The 16,853-nt window shown below is 65.3% G+C and carries 19 protein-coding genes; 4 read left to right on the top strand and 15 right to left on the bottom strand.

The genetic code is table 11. From position 1 onward, the window contains the following. Positions 1 to 2: 2 nt before the first annotated feature. A complete protein-coding gene (locus EJP69_RS20540) occupies positions 3 to 791 on the bottom strand; it encodes an alpha/beta fold hydrolase (protein ID WP_093307619.1) in 789 nt (262 codons plus the stop codon). A 10-nt stretch (positions 792 to 801) separates the two neighbouring features. Beyond that, the gene (locus tag EJP69_RS20535) at positions 802 to 1,671 is read right to left on the bottom strand and encodes a fumarylacetoacetate hydrolase family protein (protein WP_126472303.1); all 870 of its coding nucleotides are present in this window, start codon (positions 1,669 to 1,671) and stop codon (positions 802 to 804) included. A 186-nt stretch (positions 1,672 to 1,857) separates the two neighbouring features. On the opposite strand from EJP69_RS20535, the gene EJP69_RS20530 reads away from it, so the two are divergent. Continuing rightward, the gene (locus EJP69_RS20530) at positions 1,858 to 2,727 is read left to right on the top strand and encodes a helix-turn-helix domain-containing protein (RefSeq protein WP_093208587.1); all 870 of its coding nucleotides are present in this window, start codon (positions 1,858 to 1,860) and stop codon (positions 2,725 to 2,727) included. 190 nt (positions 2,728 to 2,917) lie between these two features. Here the strand turns inward: EJP69_RS20530 and EJP69_RS20525 are convergent, their stop codons facing one another. The 6 genes from EJP69_RS20525 to EJP69_RS20500 all read right to left on the bottom strand — a co-directional run bounded on the left by EJP69_RS20525 (position 2,918) and on the right by EJP69_RS20500 (position 7,060). Beyond that, on the bottom strand, positions 2,918 to 3,328 hold the full coding sequence (locus tag EJP69_RS20525; RefSeq protein ID WP_093208590.1) for a hypothetical protein: 411 nt from the start codon (positions 3,326 to 3,328) through the stop codon (positions 2,918 to 2,920). Positions 3,329 to 3,474: 146 nt separating this feature from the next. Further along, positions 3,475 to 4,020 carry a hypothetical protein gene (locus EJP69_RS20520; protein ID WP_126472302.1) on the bottom strand — a complete coding sequence of 182 codons (546 nt, stop codon included), beginning with the start codon at positions 4,018 to 4,020 and terminating at the stop codon, positions 3,475 to 3,477. A gap of 193 nt (positions 4,021 to 4,213) precedes the next feature. Then, the gene (locus EJP69_RS20515) at positions 4,214 to 4,561 is read right to left on the bottom strand and encodes a hypothetical protein (protein ID WP_126472301.1); all 348 of its coding nucleotides are present in this window, start codon (positions 4,559 to 4,561) and stop codon (positions 4,214 to 4,216) included. Next, positions 4,558 to 4,821: a type II toxin-antitoxin system ParD family antitoxin gene (locus EJP69_RS20510; protein WP_256230371.1), complete on the bottom strand. Its 264-nt coding sequence runs from the start codon at positions 4,819 to 4,821 to the stop codon at positions 4,558 to 4,560. Before EJP69_RS20510 ends, EJP69_RS20515 begins: the two co-directional genes overlap by 4 nt. A gap of 350 nt (positions 4,822 to 5,171) precedes the next feature. Beyond that, entirely contained in the window at positions 5,172 to 6,362 is a 1,191-nt protein-coding gene (locus tag EJP69_RS20505; RefSeq protein WP_093208621.1) for an MFS transporter, read from the bottom strand. After that, positions 6,359 to 7,060, bottom strand: coding sequence for a class I SAM-dependent methyltransferase (locus tag EJP69_RS20500; protein WP_126472300.1), 702 nt, complete (start codon positions 7,058 to 7,060; stop codon positions 6,359 to 6,361). Before EJP69_RS20500 ends, EJP69_RS20505 begins: the two co-directional genes overlap by 4 nt. A gap of 130 nt (positions 7,061 to 7,190) precedes the next feature. On the opposite strand from EJP69_RS20500, the gene EJP69_RS20495 reads away from it, so the two are divergent. Next, the gene (locus tag EJP69_RS20495; protein ID WP_093208626.1) at positions 7,191 to 7,853 is read left to right on the top strand and encodes a TetR/AcrR family transcriptional regulator; all 663 of its coding nucleotides are present in this window, start codon (positions 7,191 to 7,193) and stop codon (positions 7,851 to 7,853) included. 93 nt (positions 7,854 to 7,946) lie between these two features. On the opposite strand, the gene EJP69_RS20490 is transcribed toward EJP69_RS20495, so the two are convergent. Both EJP69_RS20490 and EJP69_RS20485 read right to left on the bottom strand, forming a co-directional pair. Then, the gene (locus EJP69_RS20490) at positions 7,947 to 9,209 is read right to left on the bottom strand and encodes a type II toxin-antitoxin system HipA family toxin (protein WP_093208628.1); all 1,263 of its coding nucleotides are present in this window, start codon (positions 9,207 to 9,209) and stop codon (positions 7,947 to 7,949) included. Further along, the gene (locus tag EJP69_RS20485; protein ID WP_093208631.1) at positions 9,202 to 9,516 is read right to left on the bottom strand and encodes a helix-turn-helix domain-containing protein; all 315 of its coding nucleotides are present in this window, start codon (positions 9,514 to 9,516) and stop codon (positions 9,202 to 9,204) included. The genes EJP69_RS20490 and EJP69_RS20485 overlap by 8 nt, the downstream gene beginning before the upstream one ends. 464 nt (positions 9,517 to 9,980) lie before the next feature. On the opposite strand from EJP69_RS20485, the gene radC reads away from it, so the two are divergent. Both radC and EJP69_RS20475 read left to right on the top strand, forming a co-directional pair. Then, positions 9,981 to 10,631 carry a RadC family protein gene (radC, locus tag EJP69_RS20480; RefSeq protein ID WP_126472299.1) on the top strand — a complete coding sequence of 217 codons (651 nt, stop codon included), beginning with the start codon at positions 9,981 to 9,983 and terminating at the stop codon, positions 10,629 to 10,631. Positions 10,632 to 10,916: 285 nt separating this feature from the next. Further along, positions 10,917 to 11,312 carry an ATPase gene (locus tag EJP69_RS20475; protein WP_093208635.1) on the top strand — a complete coding sequence of 132 codons (396 nt, stop codon included), beginning with the start codon at positions 10,917 to 10,919 and terminating at the stop codon, positions 11,310 to 11,312. A 208-nt stretch (positions 11,313 to 11,520) separates the two neighbouring features. On the opposite strand, the gene EJP69_RS20470 is transcribed toward EJP69_RS20475, so the two are convergent. The 5 genes from EJP69_RS20470 to EJP69_RS20450 form a co-directional block, all read right to left on the bottom strand. After that, a complete protein-coding gene (locus EJP69_RS20470) occupies positions 11,521 to 11,940 on the bottom strand; it encodes a nucleotidyl transferase AbiEii/AbiGii toxin family protein (RefSeq protein WP_240652244.1) in 420 nt (139 codons plus the stop codon). Next, a complete protein-coding gene (locus EJP69_RS20465; protein ID WP_093308082.1) occupies positions 11,937 to 12,458 on the bottom strand; it encodes a helix-turn-helix domain-containing protein in 522 nt (173 codons plus the stop codon). The genes EJP69_RS20470 and EJP69_RS20465 overlap by 4 nt, the downstream gene beginning before the upstream one ends. Positions 12,459 to 12,886: 428 nt before the next feature. Next, the gene (locus EJP69_RS20460; protein ID WP_126472297.1) at positions 12,887 to 13,300 is read right to left on the bottom strand and encodes a hypothetical protein; all 414 of its coding nucleotides are present in this window, start codon (positions 13,298 to 13,300) and stop codon (positions 12,887 to 12,889) included. An 11-nt stretch (positions 13,301 to 13,311) separates the two neighbouring features. Further along, positions 13,312 to 13,596: an autotransporter outer membrane beta-barrel domain-containing protein gene (locus EJP69_RS20455; protein WP_170217194.1), complete on the bottom strand. Its 285-nt coding sequence runs from the start codon at positions 13,594 to 13,596 to the stop codon at positions 13,312 to 13,314. A gap of 410 nt (positions 13,597 to 14,006) precedes the next feature. Then, positions 14,007 to 16,421 carry an ankyrin repeat domain-containing protein gene (locus tag EJP69_RS20450; protein ID WP_126472295.1) on the bottom strand — a complete coding sequence of 805 codons (2,415 nt, stop codon included), beginning with the start codon at positions 16,419 to 16,421 and terminating at the stop codon, positions 14,007 to 14,009. Between the last annotated feature and the right edge of the window lie 432 nt (positions 16,422 to 16,853).

Here is a 16,853-nt window from a genome sequence, read left to right as displayed (position 1 = left end):
CCTCAGTGCAGTGCCGCGTAGAAGGCTTCGAGCTCTTGCGTGCAGCGCTGCGGCTGCTCGAAAGTCGTCCAGTGGCCGCATCCGTCGAGCACGACGAGGCGGCTGCCGGCGATGCGTTCCTGCATGACGCGGACGCTGGCCGGCGGGGCCACACCGTCCTGGTCGCCGGTGACCAGCAGCGTAGGGACGTCAAGGCGTTCGAGTGCGGCCGGCTGCGCATCGGCCAGCGCCGCACAGCTCTGCGCGTAGCCCTCGGGCGACTGGCGCATCACGCTCTCCCGCACCAGCGCGAGCACCGCCGGCTGCAACTCCTTCGTCTGTGCGCTGGTCGCGCCCTTCACGATGGCATCGGCGATCTCCTGCATGGCCGCCGCGCCGCCGCGCGCCGCGTGGGCACGGGCTGCGATGCTGGGGCGCGCGGCATCCGAGGGCGCAGCCAGCGGCCCGAAGAGTGCCAGCGATCTCACCGTCCCGGGGCGGCGCAGCGCCAGATGTTGGGCGACGATCGTGCCCATCGAGTGCGCCATCACATGCACCTTGCCGATGTCGAGCACAGAGAGCAGGCTCACCATCGCGTCCACGTAGCGCTCGATCGACAATGCCTTGCCGTCCGCGGGCAGCGGTGACCTTGCGCTGCCCGGCAGATCGGGCCGGATGCGCCGAAAACCGCCGAGCGCCGGCAACACGGGCGTCCAGGCGTTCGAGGAGCCGCCGAGCCCGTGGATGCACAGCAGTGCCTCGCCGTCACCGTCGATTTCGACGCTCAGATCGTTCAGTACTTGAGTGGTCATGCACAGCCCCTCAGACGAACTTGTTCTCGATGGCGCCGAGCCGGTCGATCTCCACACGCACGACGTCGCCGGCGCGCAGGTAACGCGGCGGGCTCATGCCCATGCCCACACCGGCTGGCGTGCCGGTCGCGATGACGTCGCCGGGATAGAGCGTGATGCCGCGCGAGATGGTCTCGATCAGCGTGGGGATGTCGAAGATCATGTTCTCGGTCGGGCCGTCCTGGCGCAGCTCGCCGTTGACCCAGCAGCGCACGCGCGTCCTGGTGCCGTCGAACTCGTCGGCGGTGACGATCCACGGCCCCATCGGGCAGAAGGTGTCGAAGGACTTGCCCATGTCCCACTGCCCGTGGCGCACCTGCACATCGCGCGCGGTCACGTCGTTGACGACCATGTAGCCGAACACATGCGACATCGCGGCGGCGCGTGTGATGTTCTTGCCGCCCTTGCCGATCACGACGGCCAGCTCGGCTTCGTAGTCGATCTGCGTGGACACCTCGGAAGGCACGAACACGTCGTCGCGCGGGCCCACGACGCACTCGGGTACCTTGGTGAAGACGATGGGCCATTCGTCGGTCCTGGCCGCGTTGTCCTTGAACACAGAAGTTGCCAACTCCTTGGCGTGCGCATGGTAGTTGCGCCCCACGCACCAGAGGTTGCGGCGCGGCTTGGGCAGCGGCGCGTCGAGCACCACGTTGTCCAAGTCGATGGCGGGACCGGCGACCTCCGGAAGCGAGCCGCCATCGGCCAGCGACTCGATCAGCGTCAGCACGCCGCCCTCGGCCTGGGCCTGCGTGAGCTGCAGTGGGGTGACGGTCATTCCGTCGGTGGAGACGAGGCCGACCTTGCGGTGGCCTTCGCTCGTGAAAGTGGCGATTCGCATGAAGAGTTGCTCCTGTGTTCCAGCGATGCGGCAACTCTAGAAATTGCGAGCCGAACGCGCTTATCGGCCGGTCCGGCGGCATATCAAATCGTCTGGTGTGCTCCTAAGGACTTACCCGGGGGCGCCATGCCGGCCAGGGGGCGGGGGAGGAACAATCGCGGCAAACCACCTCGATGAAGCACGCAGATGCAGGAAGCCTATGCACTTCACGAAGGCGCGTTCGGCACGGCGATCGTCCTGGAGGCGAGCGCCAATCTGGTGTCGCACGCGCACTCGGAGACGCAGCTCGCCCTTTGGCTGGGCGGAGCGCGCGCGTGCGCGCATGTCGGCGCGGAAACCGTGCCCTACAGCGAAAGCGTGGCGCTGGGCGTGAACGCGTTCGAGGCGCACGACATGGTCCGTCTGGACGACAGCGGCTCGAGCCTGTTCATCGTCTTCATGATCAAGAAGGAGTGGCTCGACGAGCTTGGCCAGGCGAAGGACCGCAGCTTCCGGTTTCCCTCGCCGCGCGTGCCCATCGGCGCTGCGCTGCGCCGTTCATGCTGGCGCGTACTGGACCTGATGATCTCCGCGGGCAGTGGACGCGAGCGGATCGACCAGGAAGTCGAGCGCTTGCTGGAGGCGGCCATCGCGGCCTCCACGGCCGGCGGCGTTGATGCGCCCGTTGCGGGCGGCATCGGCGTTGCGCTGGACCATCGCCTGCGCGCCGCCATCGCCCACATGCGTGCCCATGTGTCCGAGAAAACGACCATCGACGAGATCGCGGCCAAGGTCGGTCTTTCGCGCGCGCACTTCTTCGCCTTGTTTCGCGACCAGTTGCACACGACGCCGCAGGTGTTCTGGAGCGGGGTGAGGGTCGAGGAAGCGATGCGACGCGTCAGTGAAGGCGGCGAACTCACGGACGTGGCGCTCGACCTGGGGTTTTCAGCGCCCGGCAACTTTTCGCGCTTCTTCAAGGAACACACCGGGATTTCGCCCTCGATTTTCAAGCGGGCCACACGTGCGCCTTCGCCAGTCACTGTCACGGGAATACCGCGTGAAGGCCAGCCGTCCTAGGCACGTGGAGGCGCTGCCGCGTTGCCTGCCACCGGATCAAAGTCAAACGCCCCATCGCCGTCAATCGCTGAACAAACACCAAGCAGCATCAATGTGGAGCGTCTGGGCGCAGGCGACTGCCTTCGCGTCTGAGGCGGGCATTGCCCGTCGCGACACGAACGACGGCTGCTGGCCGTGAGCAGATTTGTCGCTAGAGGCACATAAACAGCAGGAGGCTCTTGCCCTGACCAATCGCCTGCCGAGCAAATCCGCTCATCGCCTCTACGACCGGCTCAACGCCAGGGCCGTCGGCGCCCATATGCACCAGTTCATCGTGCTTGGCCCAGGACATTGCGACTTCCGCGACGGCGCCGGACTGCACCGCAGAAAGCCTTTGCACGAAGTCCTGCGGAAATTCAAAGACCCATCGCTCCTCCGTGTGCGCAAGGAGGTACTTCTCACCCTCAAAATCCACCGCGCCAGTTCCGCCGAGAGCGGACCAAAGTCCGGCGAGCGCCATGTTGTCCAAAGAGTTGAACTGCAAGCGAGGCCAGCTACCAGAAGCAGCGGAAAGAATTTCGGGTGCATCGCCAGTCGAGGCAATCAGGATGTCCGTGAGCATGCTTGATAGATTTTGAGCGTTGAAATCGTATGACTGCTCGTGGCCGCCTGTGGTCGTTCATGCCACCCCAATGCAAGATTCACTATACGCACAAACCCCCGGGGCGACCGGCTTGGGAGAGTGCGCCATCTCGCGTGGTACGCCGTCTAGAGAAAGTCGCGCCAAGGCGACGCATCTAGGGCGGCTTTTGCTTGTGCCACGCCGCCCTCTTTGTAGGCATTGGCAACTGCGACAGTGGAAGATTGCAATTGAAGCAATTCGCCTGTCGTTGGTCCACGTCTCAGGGCAGTAGGCTGCTCCGGGATTCTCTCGATGATTTCGCGCAGTTCTCGAATGACTTTCTGATGCTCCAGATGCCGCTCACAAGCTGAGCCGCGCACCTCACTCAGAGCCAAATCGACGATCCATCCGTTGTGGGGCACGCTGTCGCGAGCCCGTCGTAGATGGCTTGCATAGGCAGCGTGAGGTCGGAGCGCAGCAAGAAAGGATGCTTCAACGACGCCCTGCCACGAATAATGAGTAGACAGATCGGCTACAAGTTTTTCGTCCAGTGCGCTGGCCGCTTTTGCGCATGCATATAGCGTATCGAGCGGCTCATACTTCACCAACGGAAATTGACAGAGAAGCGAAGCCAACTCCCGCCCATCGTCTCGCAGTCTTGTCCAGAATCGAAGCGCCGCTTGCGGCTTCATGAAACGGAAATAGGGAACCTCATGTAGGAGGCGGAGCACATCGGATTCAACGTAGAACACATCGCACCTACTAAATTCTTTCGGGTTGAATGCTTCGATCCGAAGCTGGAGGAATTTCGGCCGGCGACAGGCGGCTAGTCCTTGTATATCAGCTTGCTCTCAATGTCCGGTCCTGGCCGAGATTTGCCGCTGCTCAGGCCCTGAATTCCCGAATCACTTCGATAGCGCCCACGATGTTCTCATTGAGTTCGTCGAGGTCCTCGGCGGGGATCCACCATTCCGTATGGTGGTCACCACCTACTTTCTGAATCTCGTAGCGGTCCATGAAAGCCTTGCGCACATGGAATCGCGTCACGCAACCATATCCGCTTGCCTTGACATTCCAATCGCTGGCGATGTCGATTGCGTACTGCTCGTTGGTGACGGGGTAGAAGATGGCCTGCTCCGGCAGGCGTGGCGGCCATTTGGTAAATCCACTCTGCCGCACGAGTGCGATCTCCTCAGGTCCGGTAGGGCGGTAGAGGACAACGGTGTCACTCATCTCTTGCTCCTGCGGTGCGTCATCGACGAACTGGCCTGCGCCGATCCGGCATGGGCGATCTCGGCGCGCAACGCGTCGAAGTGCACGGCAGTCCATTCGTCGGAGGGTCCGGATTCAAGTCCGGCAAGGAGGGCTGTTCGGAGTTGCTCGCGCTCCAGGTCCCGGCGGATCAGGTCGCGCACGTATTCGCTGACATTGCCATAGCGACGTTCCGCGACCTGTGCTTCGACAAACGCCTTCATCTCATCCGGAAGGGAAATTTCATCATCGTCATGCGATGCACTCTACCGTGCCATGGCAAGCCTTGCCATAGAGGATGGGCCGCCTGGCTTGGCGCGCGTTGGTCGACGGCGGAGTTTCGTGCTGTGCAATGCCGGCTGGCACGGCGATGGGTGGCGATCGCTTACCCAGCGAGCTCGAAGATCAACTGCTCCGGAAAGTGGCCTAGATCCGACTCTCAGTGGCCCCGTCGAGGGTTTCCATGAAGGTCTCTGCTGGACGCAAGCAAGGCGCGCACCAAGGCGACGAGTCGTGCGCCTTGCCCATGCGCGTCGAGACACCCGGCCGCAGTTGACGCCTCGTCGCGACTCGCAGGCTTTCGCAGGCCTGCTCAGTGCCCTTGGCGTCCAGCCACGCGGAACGAAGGCAGCGCGAAGAAAACGGCCAGCGCGCACAACAGTGCCGCGAGACCGGCGAACGGCAGCGATCGATCGATCTCATACAGCGCGGTGCTGGCGGCCGGCGTCACCACCAGCGCTGCGCCCTGCATCGCGGCGATCAGGCCCGCGACGGCGCCTTGCCGGTCGGAGGGCACGGCCAGCGATGCGCCGGCCATCGACCCGGCCACTAGGAAGCCCGCCCCCGCGCCAAGCAGCGCGAAGGCCGCGACGTAGGCGCCCATCGTGGCCGTGCCCAGCAACGCCAGCAGGCCGGCCACCCAGAAGGTGCTGCCGGCGACCACCATGCGGCGTGCCGGCCATCCGAGGAACCTGGCCTGCAGCATCTGCGTGCCGAACAGGGCCAGCCCCGTTGTCGTGAGTGCCGTGGCCAGCTTCGGGCCGACCTGCGACGTCTCGAGACCGAGGCGGTCCTGGAAATAGAAGCCCGCGATGATCTGGATGGTCACGATGGCGATCCATGACATCAGGCTCGCGGCCATCCACGGCCGCAGCTGCGGCGCGAACGGGCTGACCGACGGGGGCTTTCCGCCCGCGGGCGGCCCGATGCCTTTCGGCACCGTCGCCCACACGACGAAGAAGCCCAGCAGGCACAGCGCCCCGGCCACCACCAGCGGCCAGGCCACACCGCGGACCGCGAGCAGTCCGCCGATGGCGGGCCCGAGCACCAGGCCTACGCCGCTGGCCGCACCGATCAGCGCCATGCCACTCGCGCGCTCGCTCGCCGCGGTGTGGTCGGCCATCAGTGCCTGCGCCGCCGCCGGCACCGCGGGCAGGAACGCCACCAGCAGCGCACGTGCGCCGGTGGCCAGCAGCAGCAGCCATGTGCCTGCGAGCAGGCCCGACAGCCCCTGCAGCACGATCGCCGTGAACAGCACGTACGCGCCGAACATGCCGGCAAAGCCGGCGAGCATCACGCGGCGCCGGCCCCACCGGTCGCTGGCCAGTCCCCAGGGGCCGGCCATCACAGCCATCGCCAGCGAGCTGATCGACAGCATCCATCCGCCCTGCTGCACCGACAGGTGCAGCGAGCGCACGAGCGGCGCGAGGATCGGCAGGATCACCGCCGTGGTGAGCCCCGAGAGTGCGACGCTGGCAAAGACCACGGGCTTGATGTTTCTCATGCCGGCTGCTCCTGCCGGTCGTCGGTGGCCGGGCGGATGCCGCGGTACAGCGAAATGGAACCGGTCGGTGTCGGGATCACCGCGGTCTCCTCGACCTCGGCGAAGCCGGCCTCGCGCATCAGCGTCGGCACGATGCCGTCCGCGTTGGGCTGCGTGTCCTGCACGCCGTCGACCGCCTGCACGAGCTTGAACAGCCAGCGCATGGTGCGCGTGCGCTGCAGGCCGTAGTCGGCCATGTGCAGCTCGCCGCCGGGCCGCAGCGCCGCGTGGATGGCCGCCAGGCCCGCGCGCTTTTCCGCAAGGGGCACCTGGTGCAGGACCAGGCTCGACACGATCTTGTCGGGCCGCAATGGCGCGAGCAGGCGCGCCGCGTCGCGCAGGTAGCCCTGGCGCAGTTCGCAGGCGACGCCGGCGTCGGCCAGCTTCCTGCGGGCACGCTCGAGGATGCGTTCGTCCGGATCGATGCCAACGAGTTGGCCGGGGGCTGCGTCCTTGCCCAGCAGCGCCAGCAGCACCAGGAAAGAGCCAGTGCCGCAGCCGATGTCGGCAATCACCTCGCCGGGCTTCGGCGCGAGTTGCGACAGCAGCGCCGAGCGCCAGCGCCGCTCCTGCGTGAAGAGGGACACGATGGGGTCGTAGGCCCCGAGGACCGGCACGGCCGGAGTGAAATCGCGCGACGGGCGCAGCGTTCTGTTCATTGCGTTTCCTTGCATGGATCGAATGTCGAAAGGGGTTCGAGACGAAAGAGCGGGCGGGCGGCGGCCGCTCGCACCGCCCCGGGGTTTCGATGCATCGCGGTAGCGGTCATAATCTGAGTAATTACTCGCAATGTCTACTCGCATTCGAAAACCAACCAAGGCCGCCGCCGCGCGCGCGCCGGCCCTCAACCTCAGGAAGCAGGCGTCGCAGGAACGCTCGCGCGCGACCGTCGACGCACTGATCGAGGCCACTGCTCGCGTTCTGGTGCGCGAAGGCTTCGAACGCGCCAGCACCAACCGCATCGCCGCGGAGGCGGGCGTGAGCATCGGCTCGCTCTACCAGTACTTCCCGACCAAGGAGTCGCTGGTGGCCTCGGTCATCGAGCGGCACAAGAGCGAGATGCTCGGCATCCTGCGCGATGCGCTGGCCCGGGTCGCGCAGAGGCCGGTCGGTGAGGCCATGCGCGAGATCGTCGACGTGATGATCCGCGCCCATCGGGTCGACCCGCAGCTGCACCGCGTGCTGGTCGAGCAGATACCGCGCACCGGCCGCTTGGCCGAAGTCGAGGGGTTCGAGCGCGAGGCCAACGAGCTGGTGCGGGCCTTTCTCGAGGCGCATCGCAGCGAACTGCGCCGCGCCCTGGACCTGGAGCTGGCCACCTTCGTCTGCGTGTCGACCGTGGAGACCCTGGCGCACGGCGCCGTGCTGCATCAGCCGCAGCTTCTCGCGGACGACCGGGTGGAGAGCTTCATCGACGAAGTGACCCGGCTCGTGCTCCAGTATCTGACCTAGGTTGCCGGCCTGTCGGTGCGGCCTTTATCGGTCTTCGAGTCAGGACCGCGAGGCTGCCGCGTGCCGGGTCTTCTGCGGCCTCTGCGGATCGCTTTACCGGAGTCGCCCGATGTTGTCGTTGATTCGACCTTGAATCGCGCGCATGGTGTCCTGGGTGATCTGGCCAGGGTAGGTGTTCCTGGCCATCACCGAGAATCCGGCCGCTGCGTCGCAGATGCCGTCAATGAGGCGGCCTGCGTCGTGACCCGAGAGCTCCGCCTCTTGCTGGCCGAGCAGCAGCAGGTGCTTGCGCTCGACCTCCAGAGCCTCGCCCATCACGTCCATCTGGTGATAGCCGCCCGGTCCTTCGCAGAAGGTGACGTCATAAGCCGGCGCCAGCCGCCATTGCCCGGTCGAGGACATGACGTACGCGAAATTCTTCGAGTGATCGTCCCGGTTGTTGAAAGCAACATTGAAGACAGCGCGCTTGAAGGCGGCGGATTTCTCCCGCACATCGTTGGTGCAGATCTGGGTGGCGCGCAAGAAATTGGCGTAGTCCAGCGCTCCTGGGGTCTGGAAGTCCGCGCCGGTGAAGGCAGCGAGGCTTTGCATCGGCACCCGCACCTCCCCTTGCCGATCGAAGCGCCTGGTCGCGAAGGCTGCCTGGCCGTTCGGGAGTTCGCTGTACCCTGTCTGCGGCGTCTCGATGCCGCATTGGCGCAGGCAGTCGGCGTAGACGGCTTCGATCGCACACACTTCGGGGTGTTCATGCTGGCCCGGGAACTTCACCAGCCATGCCTCCAGGCCGGGCGCACTTGCGGTGGTCAAGGCGCCGGTGCCGGGGTCGCGATAAAGCAGTGCCTTGGGCCTGGCTCCCTGCGGCGAGCCGCCCATGCGCAGCAATTTCTGCAGGAATTCCCCGCCTTCGCCATTGAGGACCTCCCGGATCTCGGCGGCCAGCTGGGCAAGGGGGATTCCCTCGTTCGGCGCAAGCACTTCGGCGGCCACGGGCTCGAAGGACATGGCTCCCATCGCATGGGGTCCGATGTACGCCAGCCGCTCCAGAGGACCGATGCGTGCGGCATTGAGGCCGCGCCGCTTGAACAGGCGGTCCATCAGCAGCATGCCCCAGCCGTCGGGCAAGGCGTCATAGATCGGCCCGGGAAGTCCCAGTTGATGCGCAGGGAAGTCCCTGCGCAGCTTCGGGCCCTTCAAGGGGAGGGTGTAGGCCGACAGTTCCAGCCCCCTGCTGCGTGCTTCATCGCTGTATTCGAATGCGATGAGGGGGCGTCCGGTGATGGCGGTGGAGGACACGAGCGTGCCCCATCGCCAATGCTCGCCCCAGCCGTCATAGAAGACGTCGACTTGCCTAGGCATTCCCGGTCTTCCTTCTGACGCGGTGTCGCGTGGCGCTGTTTTCGTAGCGGAGGATGTCTTCCACGCTGTCGAGCTTCGGTTTGAACAGCTCCTCCAGCTCCTGCGCGCGTCCGAGCAGCATGGCCACGCGAATCACGTTCTCGAACGTCACGTTTCGGCCGGCCTCCAGGTTGGACACCGTGTTGACCCCGAGGCCGGCGCGCGCGGCCACATCGACCTGCGTCATCTGCTGGGTCAACCGCTCCTTGCGAAGACGCTCGCAAAGTCGCTTGAGCAGCTCCTCTGGAGTGCTGATTTGTAAATCCATTGTGTTGTAGATTATCTCGGTTTTTATTGATTAAGCTATGTAATAGGGGAATTAAATATGGATGGTCCGCCGTTGCCGACGCCAAGGGAGAGAGGACGGGGCTGGCTGCTGCGTTCAGCGTGCGCGCTGTTCGCGGACCTCGCGGTCTTCTTCGAAACCCGACCGCAGTACTGCGGCGTGCTGGCGCCAGTGTCGAGCATCCCGCCTGCAATGGACGCGCGCTCGCCGTGCGGCGGCGAATGGGATCGCACGCGGGTACCTTCGTGACCGGTGTGTGGGTTGGGGAGGGCTTGCCTGTGATCCCTGAGGCTACCCCCTCGTTCTCGCGTTCAAGGCCCTGCGCGCGCACCGTGGGTGCGTGCTCGGCGCGTGCCGCACGCCTGCGGCGGCCTTGAGCGCTGCGCTGCGACGGGGTGGCGGGGTCTCGCAGGCAATCCCGCCTGTGTCACCCACAGGAGTTCGTCATGAACGCACTTTCCTCTTCCTCGTCCTCCTCCGTTGTTTCGTCTTCCCCGGCTTCCTTTCATGGACCGTCGGCCTTCACTGTGCGCGAGCTTCAGGTGCTCGATGCGCTGCGTCCGTTCCTCGGCGCCGAAGCCGAGGGGCTGTACGCGGCGCAGGGCCGTTCGCTGCACAAGCTGGTGTGCTTCGCGCGGGACTCGTCGCTGCCGGGGTGCGCGCAGCTGCTGTGCGGGCTGCGCCTGGCGCGGGAGCTGCTGGCCGAGGAACTGCGCCCGGGCGAGGCGTTCCGGTCGCTGTACGCCGTCTCGGACTACCTCAAGCTGCACTTCGCGGGGCAGGCGCACGAGAGCTTCGCGGTGCTGTTCCTCGATGCGCGGCACACGTTGCTGGCGTTCGAGGACCTGTTTCGGGGGACCTTGACGCAGACGGGGGTCTATCCGCGCGAGGTGCTCAAGCGCGCACTGCAGCACAACGCCTCGGCGGTGATCCTGGCGCACAACCACCCGTCGGGGGTGGTGGAGCCGTCGCCCGATGACCTGGCGGTGACCGAGGCGCTGAAGTCGGCGCTCGCGCTGATCGACGTGCGGGTGCTCGACCACATCGTGGTGGGCGCGAACCGGGTGGCCTCGATGGCCGAGCGCGGCCTGCTTTGAGCGCGGCCGCGGGGGCGCTGCGGCGCCCCTGAAGGGATCCGGTCCGGGCGGGTCGCGCGGTGCGCGTGCTGCCCGGATCCCGGGGAGCCAGAAAGCGGGAGAGGGAGAAGAGGGGGCGGTCTTGCTGGTGCCTTCAGCGTTGCACGGCGTTCTCGCCGTCAAGGGCTGCGCGCAGCGGCTGGGCGCGGCGCTGGCGGCCTGGCGGCCGTCTTCGACCCCTGACTGCTGCGCTGCGCCGTGCGGTCCCGGCGGCGGGCAATTCCGCCCGGACAACCGGAGATCGTCATGGACGAGAAATCACACGTTTCGATGGAACAGCACCTCTGCCTGGTATGCGGCCTGGGCTTCGACACCGGCGGCATCCTGTTCGACAGGCGCCTGCGCCAGAGCATGAAGCGCCACACCGTGACAGGCTGGGGCCTGTGCGCCGAGCATCGCAGGCTCTTCGAGGAGGGCTTCGTCGCGCTCATCGAGTGCGACCCGCAGCGCAGCGGCGTGCCGGCGGACCAGGACCACATGCGGCCCGAGCAGGCCTGGCGCACGGGGCGGCTTGCGCACCTGAAGCGCGAAGTCCTTGTGCGTGTGGCCAACGTGGCGCTGGCGCCCGATGTGCCGTGCGTCTTCGTCGAACCCGGCGTGATCGAGCGGCTGCAGGCGATGGTCGGACCCGAGGAGGACTGAGGATCCGTTGAGGTCCTTCGTGCGCCGCTTCGCGAACCGCGAGGCGGTGCACTTCTGTTCTTTTGCGACGGTTGCAGGTCGCAGGACTGGCTGCCAGACGGGCCCTCACGAAAACCCAAGCAGGTGCTGCCGTAGGCCGTCGAGAGACCCGGACATCGTGACGGCCGGTTCTATTTTTCATTACCGACTCGATCAATGCCGAAGTCGGCTAATGGATTCGCATGCTTCCAAGTACCGTGGAACTGGCGGATGTTTCGACATGGATCGGGCGCCCCTCGTAGTCAACGATTTCGCAATTCGGCTGCGTCAGTGCAGCCCCGACCACGACGTCGATTTCGCCTGCGGGCAGTTGAAGCTTGATGAACTCTGCGTTTTCCTCGTACTCGCTGGTGAGTTCCTCTGCGGGGCCACCAAGGCGAGGATTCACGTGTCCCAGGTACTGGAGGTCGGGTACGAAGAGATCGATGTCCTTGCTGAAGCGGTGGTCGAAGCGAAGCATGAGCACGGTGCTGCCGCCGAAGGTCCATTGCGGATCGACTGTGACTCTCTCCAGATGCGACATGAGGCCGAGTGCCTTGGGCCAAAGGCTGCGCCACGGGCCTTCGCGCGTGAAATCGACCTTCGTCATTGCCACATGGGCCTGAAGCACTGCAGTTCGTGCGCCAGGTGCCGCATCCGGTCCCAGACCCGGGCCTTCGCCATGCCTTTTTCGGCATGGATTTCGTCCACCACCTTCGCGAGCAGCGAGACAGGCGCTTCGTCCAACAAGACCTGCAGATGCGGCCGGATTCGCAGTGGGGCGTCATCCGTGACGAGCGCCGTTTCCAATTGCCTGGCGGTCATCGCCGACTGGTAGCTCACGCCGGCCGTGGCTGCAGCGCGTTCCAGCGCGGACCTGGCCGGAGCAACTTTCCTATGAGAAGACGAAGCATGGGTCGCGCCGGTCGTCGTGACGCTCATCGACAGGCCGATGGATTCGAGCAGGGCGACGGCTTTCGAGATGCTCAGGTTGCCGATGGACTGTTTCTCCACGGCATTGACGGTCGAACGCGAAAGCCCGCTGATGCGGGCGAGGGTGTCTTGGGTGAGCCCCATCTCCATCCTGCGGGTGCGCACGGCGTTGCCGATTTCGTGAAGGGTGGACATGTGTGCATTCTGTCGAACTAAAGGGCAAATGTCCAATATATTCGACATCTAGGTGATGCACATATGGTGCTGCCTTGGGATTGCCCATGTCGGCTCGCCGCGCGGCGGGGAGGGAGGAGCGCTGACGGTGACGGGATCGCCATGGTGGCGGTGCCAACGCTGCATTGAATGAAAGCGATGAGAAGCCTCCGTGAGACGCAAGAGGTCAACCAGAATGCTGCAATGCCTGCATGAGACAGGATTCCATCAATCTCCCTGGCGGATCTCACTTCGGCGCGGCAAAGATCAAGCACGCGCGTGTTGCGCCTGACGTAAGGTCTTGACTACGACAACCGTTGCAGTAACTGCTATCCACAACATCTTGCGGGGCAGGTGCGAGCGAGGTGTCGCTGGAAGAGCTACTGGGAATTTTCGCGGCTTGCGGCAGCTCACGGTGCCCCGCGCGAGACCACGATCGAGGCGTTCTCGAGCATGTTGACCTCGCCCAATAGAACGCCGGCGGCCTGCGCAGCCATCTCCTCGGCGGCGCGTGCCTTGCTGGCGATTTCCGCCAACTTGCGCACGCGTTCACGGGGAGGCAGATCGACTTCACAACTGAGCAGGTCCAGGCATGCCTTCAAGGCCTGACTGGCCGACATGAGGCACATATGGGTCGCGAAGCGGGTGCGATTGCCCAGCTCCGTGTCCTCCTTGACCCTGAGCTCAGACTCCGTCGGCGGCAGTCCACCCAGATTGGTCGGCTCGAAGTAGTGCGCTGGCGTGGCTCCAAGCTCCGTTTCCGCGAGCACGAAATTGACGGCTTTGCTGGCTGCAGCAATGGTTGAAAAGTTCCGAGCGGTCATCGCGATCTCCCTCAGAAAGCCCAATTCAGAGTGAAATTGAATCCGTGGTCCTGCAGTTCGTCGCGGTACTGGCCCGCGTAGGAGGTCTCTCGCCGCGGGCGCAGGGTCGGTGTCGCGAACCTCGCATTGATGCTGCCGCCTTCGCTGTCGAGCGCCGCTAACCCGCCGTGCTCGGCCAAAGCGTCGCCATGCATCCGCACGGAGGCGAAACGCACGCAAGGCTCCAGTGCCACGGATCCCACATCGACGCGGCGCCCGGCTTCACGGAACAGTTTGCTGGCGCAGAGTGAATCCATCCGCATCTCCTACAAGTTGCGTCTTGCAGATGATGGGGCCTGCCGCGCCGCCCCGACAACATGCGGTGTAGAACGAAAGTCGTTCAAAGTTCGTAAAAAACTGAGCCGCGTTGCCTTGAAGCGACGTCTGAATGGAATGGAGGCGCCGCGCGGCCCGACATGCCTCATGGTGGCCGGCTTCCTGCCGGGCATGGGCGTGGTCGTCCTGCAGCTGGCCGCCAGCGCGATGAGGGTCTGTTCGATGCACTACAGGGACATGGCGGCTGCAGAGGGAGGGCTTGCCTGTGAAAGCCCTGAGGCTCCCCCTCGTTCTCGCGTTCAAGGTCCTGGACGCGCACATGCGCGCGTGCTCGGCGCGTGCCGCGCGCCTGCGGCGGCCCTTCAGCGTTGCTGCCCTGGCCTCTCTGGTGTTAGCGGTCAGCGCCCCAGGTCTCGCCACACATCAAGCCCTGGGCGCGGTCGATGTCGCAGGCAAGTGCATCGCGTTTCTTTTCGGCAAGGCCGGCTCGCAGATAGCCAAGGCCGTAGTAGACGTCCCGGTGACTTGTGACGACGCCCAGAATCGGGCCCCAGTCTTCGCGCGGCAGCCAGTCCGCCAGCGACGCCAGCACCTCGTTGTCCAACGCCCGCGCCAGCTGGTCATGGTCGGCAAACAGCCAGGCGATGCGCCGGCGCCGGTCGGCCAGCGGCAGATCCGAGCGCGCCAGCGATTTGATGGCTTCCGCGGTCCACGGGCCGGGAACGCCTGCGGTCTTGAAGGCCTGCAGGCGCGGTCTGTCCAGCGCTTGTACCGCGGCCTGGTAGTCGTCGAACTGCGTCTTGCGAAACACCTTGAGGAACGTCTGGAGATCCAGGCTGTTGAAGGCATCCTTTCGAGTGGAGGCGGCCGCAGAAGGGGCGACCGCGTTCAACGCGGAAATGCCGTTGCATCGCACACCGGCCCTGTCGCCGACATCGCACTGCGCATACAGCGCCTCCTCCAGCTCGGGCAATGCCGTCGTCTTCATCAGCGCAGGCCCCTGTGCCGACGACTTCCATTCGAAGGTGAACGGCAGCCTGAGCGCCCCATGGCACCTGCCGTACTGCATGCCGTCGTGGAGGTAATAGCGATGGCCCGTCACCGTGTCCTGGACCGGCATCAGCCGGGGCACGCCATCGTCGCCGCCCATATCGGTGTTCAGACGCTTGACCTTGCCGCCGCGCTCGCGCCAGACCTCGTACCGGTCGCTCGGATCGGGGCACGAGGGCGTGGGGTTGTTCTCTGGCCCGGTGAAGGTGTCCACGAGGCCGCCCACATAGCCGTCGACCTGCGAGCTGCCTCCCACCAGCAAGCTGCATCGAGCATCACCGGGGAGTTCGATGAGTTGAACCGTTTCAACGCGAACCTCCACGGTGTCCTGGTCGCCTTTCACCGTCGCGTGGTTCAGGAGTTCGCGGTACAAGGGCTCGGTCAGTTCGAAGGTGCAGTTCGCCTGCGCGTCGACGAGCCTGGGCTTGCCGCTCGCCGTGTTGTCAATGAAGGGGCTCACGGCTGGCACCAGTGACTTGGCATCGGCTGCGACGCGCTTGGCGTCCAGCCCGCGAATCGGCCGGGCTGCCCCCTGCGATGCAAGGAAAAGCAGCTTTGCGTGGGTGTCGGCCTCGCTGGAGGTTGCGCAGTCGGGGTACTGCGAGCCGATGAGCCGGAACTGGCTCAGTATCGTGATCGGTACGGTGTCGCGGGCGTTGCCGAACTGCGCAAGCATGACAGGCCAAGCGGCCTCGAAGGCCTTCGCGCCCATCTCGGCAGGCGCACACTGCAACGCGGTGTTCGCGTCGCGGTTGGCGTAGCCGCTGGCGAACAGCTCGCCCCAGAGCTCGGGCTGGATCCGCCCGGCCAGCGAGGGCCACTCGGTGTAGTCGATCGGTCGAGGCAGATGTCGCCACAGCGTGCGCCAGAGCTCCGGTGCCAGCCCGTAGGCGGGGAGGGCGTCGCCCGAGGACCCGAGCAGCGCGGCACGCTGCGCCAGGCCGCGCACCGCGGCGTTCACGCGACGCTGCAGGACCGGAGCGGGCACGCCCGACAGGGCCGCGTCCAGGCCCGCGGCGGAGCGGCTGTGCATCAGTACCAGGTCGCTCACGGCCTGATCGTCGTCCATGATGCGGGCATAGACCTCGGGGTTCAGGCGGGCGGCCAGCGCAGTCCATTGACCAACGGCAGCCTCGCTGGTGGCCGTCCGGTCGCTCTGGGGGTTGTAGGAGGTCACGGATATCGCCACCCGGCGCATGTAGTCCCGCGCCAGCTTGTCGTCGGCGGGGGAGCCGAAGGTCAGTGAAGCGATGCGCCTGGCATCCACGGGCTGGGGTGGCGGCTTTGCTGATGACGCGGGCGTCGTGTCGGGCACGAGGCCATAGGTCGACTTCAGTGCCAGCAGGACCTTTTCGCGCTTGTAGCGAACGCCGAGTGTCACGGCGGTGTCCGTGCCGCCCTGGAGCGTCTTGCGCGGATCCGCGCCATGAGCAAGCAGCCAGATCGCGGTGCGTTGCTGGCCCGCGCGGATGGCGTGGTGGAGCAGGGTGCCGAGGTGCCGGTAGGCATTGGGGTCCGCGCCGTCCTTCATTTGCTTCGCCAGATAGGTGATCAGGGCCGTCTCGTCGCGCGCCGGCAGGTCATCAGGCTTCGGAAAATCCCAGTAGCCCTGCTCCGGCTCGGCGCCTGGCATCGAAAGCAAGGCGGCGAATGCGTTGTCCGTGGCGTCGCCGGAAAAGGCGCTCGCCCCCGTGGACAGAAGTACGAGCGACAACGCGATCACGGTGCTTAGCCCTAGATTCAGGATCTTCTTCATGGAACTCTCGCGGGTGACGGGATCGCCATGATGACGGTCTCATCACCGCATTGAATGAAGATGGTGAGAAGCGCCCGTGAAACGCAAACAGCAAGGCCGAGACCATGGGATGACTGCGTCGGACGGGATTCCACCAATCTACTCAGCGGAGTCCACTTCGGCGCGGCGAAGGTCATGCACACTGCGTCCCGATGTTCCACATCAGATCCTGACTGAGACCACCATTGCAGCGAGCGCTCCGGTCGAGAGAAGGTTTTCGGCACCGCCTGCAAGAAGAGCACTACACATGGATGAAACACGTCAATCATCGGCCGCCACCTGGCGTTGGGCGTCGTTCGATTCATTGATCCCAGGTTGCAGCTGGCGCGTCAACACAGCAAGATTTGAAGGATATGAACCCTGAGTCCGTGCCCGCCGAATGCTCCTGGCGAG

The sequence above is a fragment of the Variovorax gossypii genome, assembly GCF_003965815.1.
GTDB lineage: Bacteria > Pseudomonadota > Gammaproteobacteria > Burkholderiales > Burkholderiaceae_C > Variovorax > Variovorax gossypii.
Note: the sequence above shows the minus strand (reverse complement) of the source record. Positions and strands in the feature narration are given on the sequence as shown.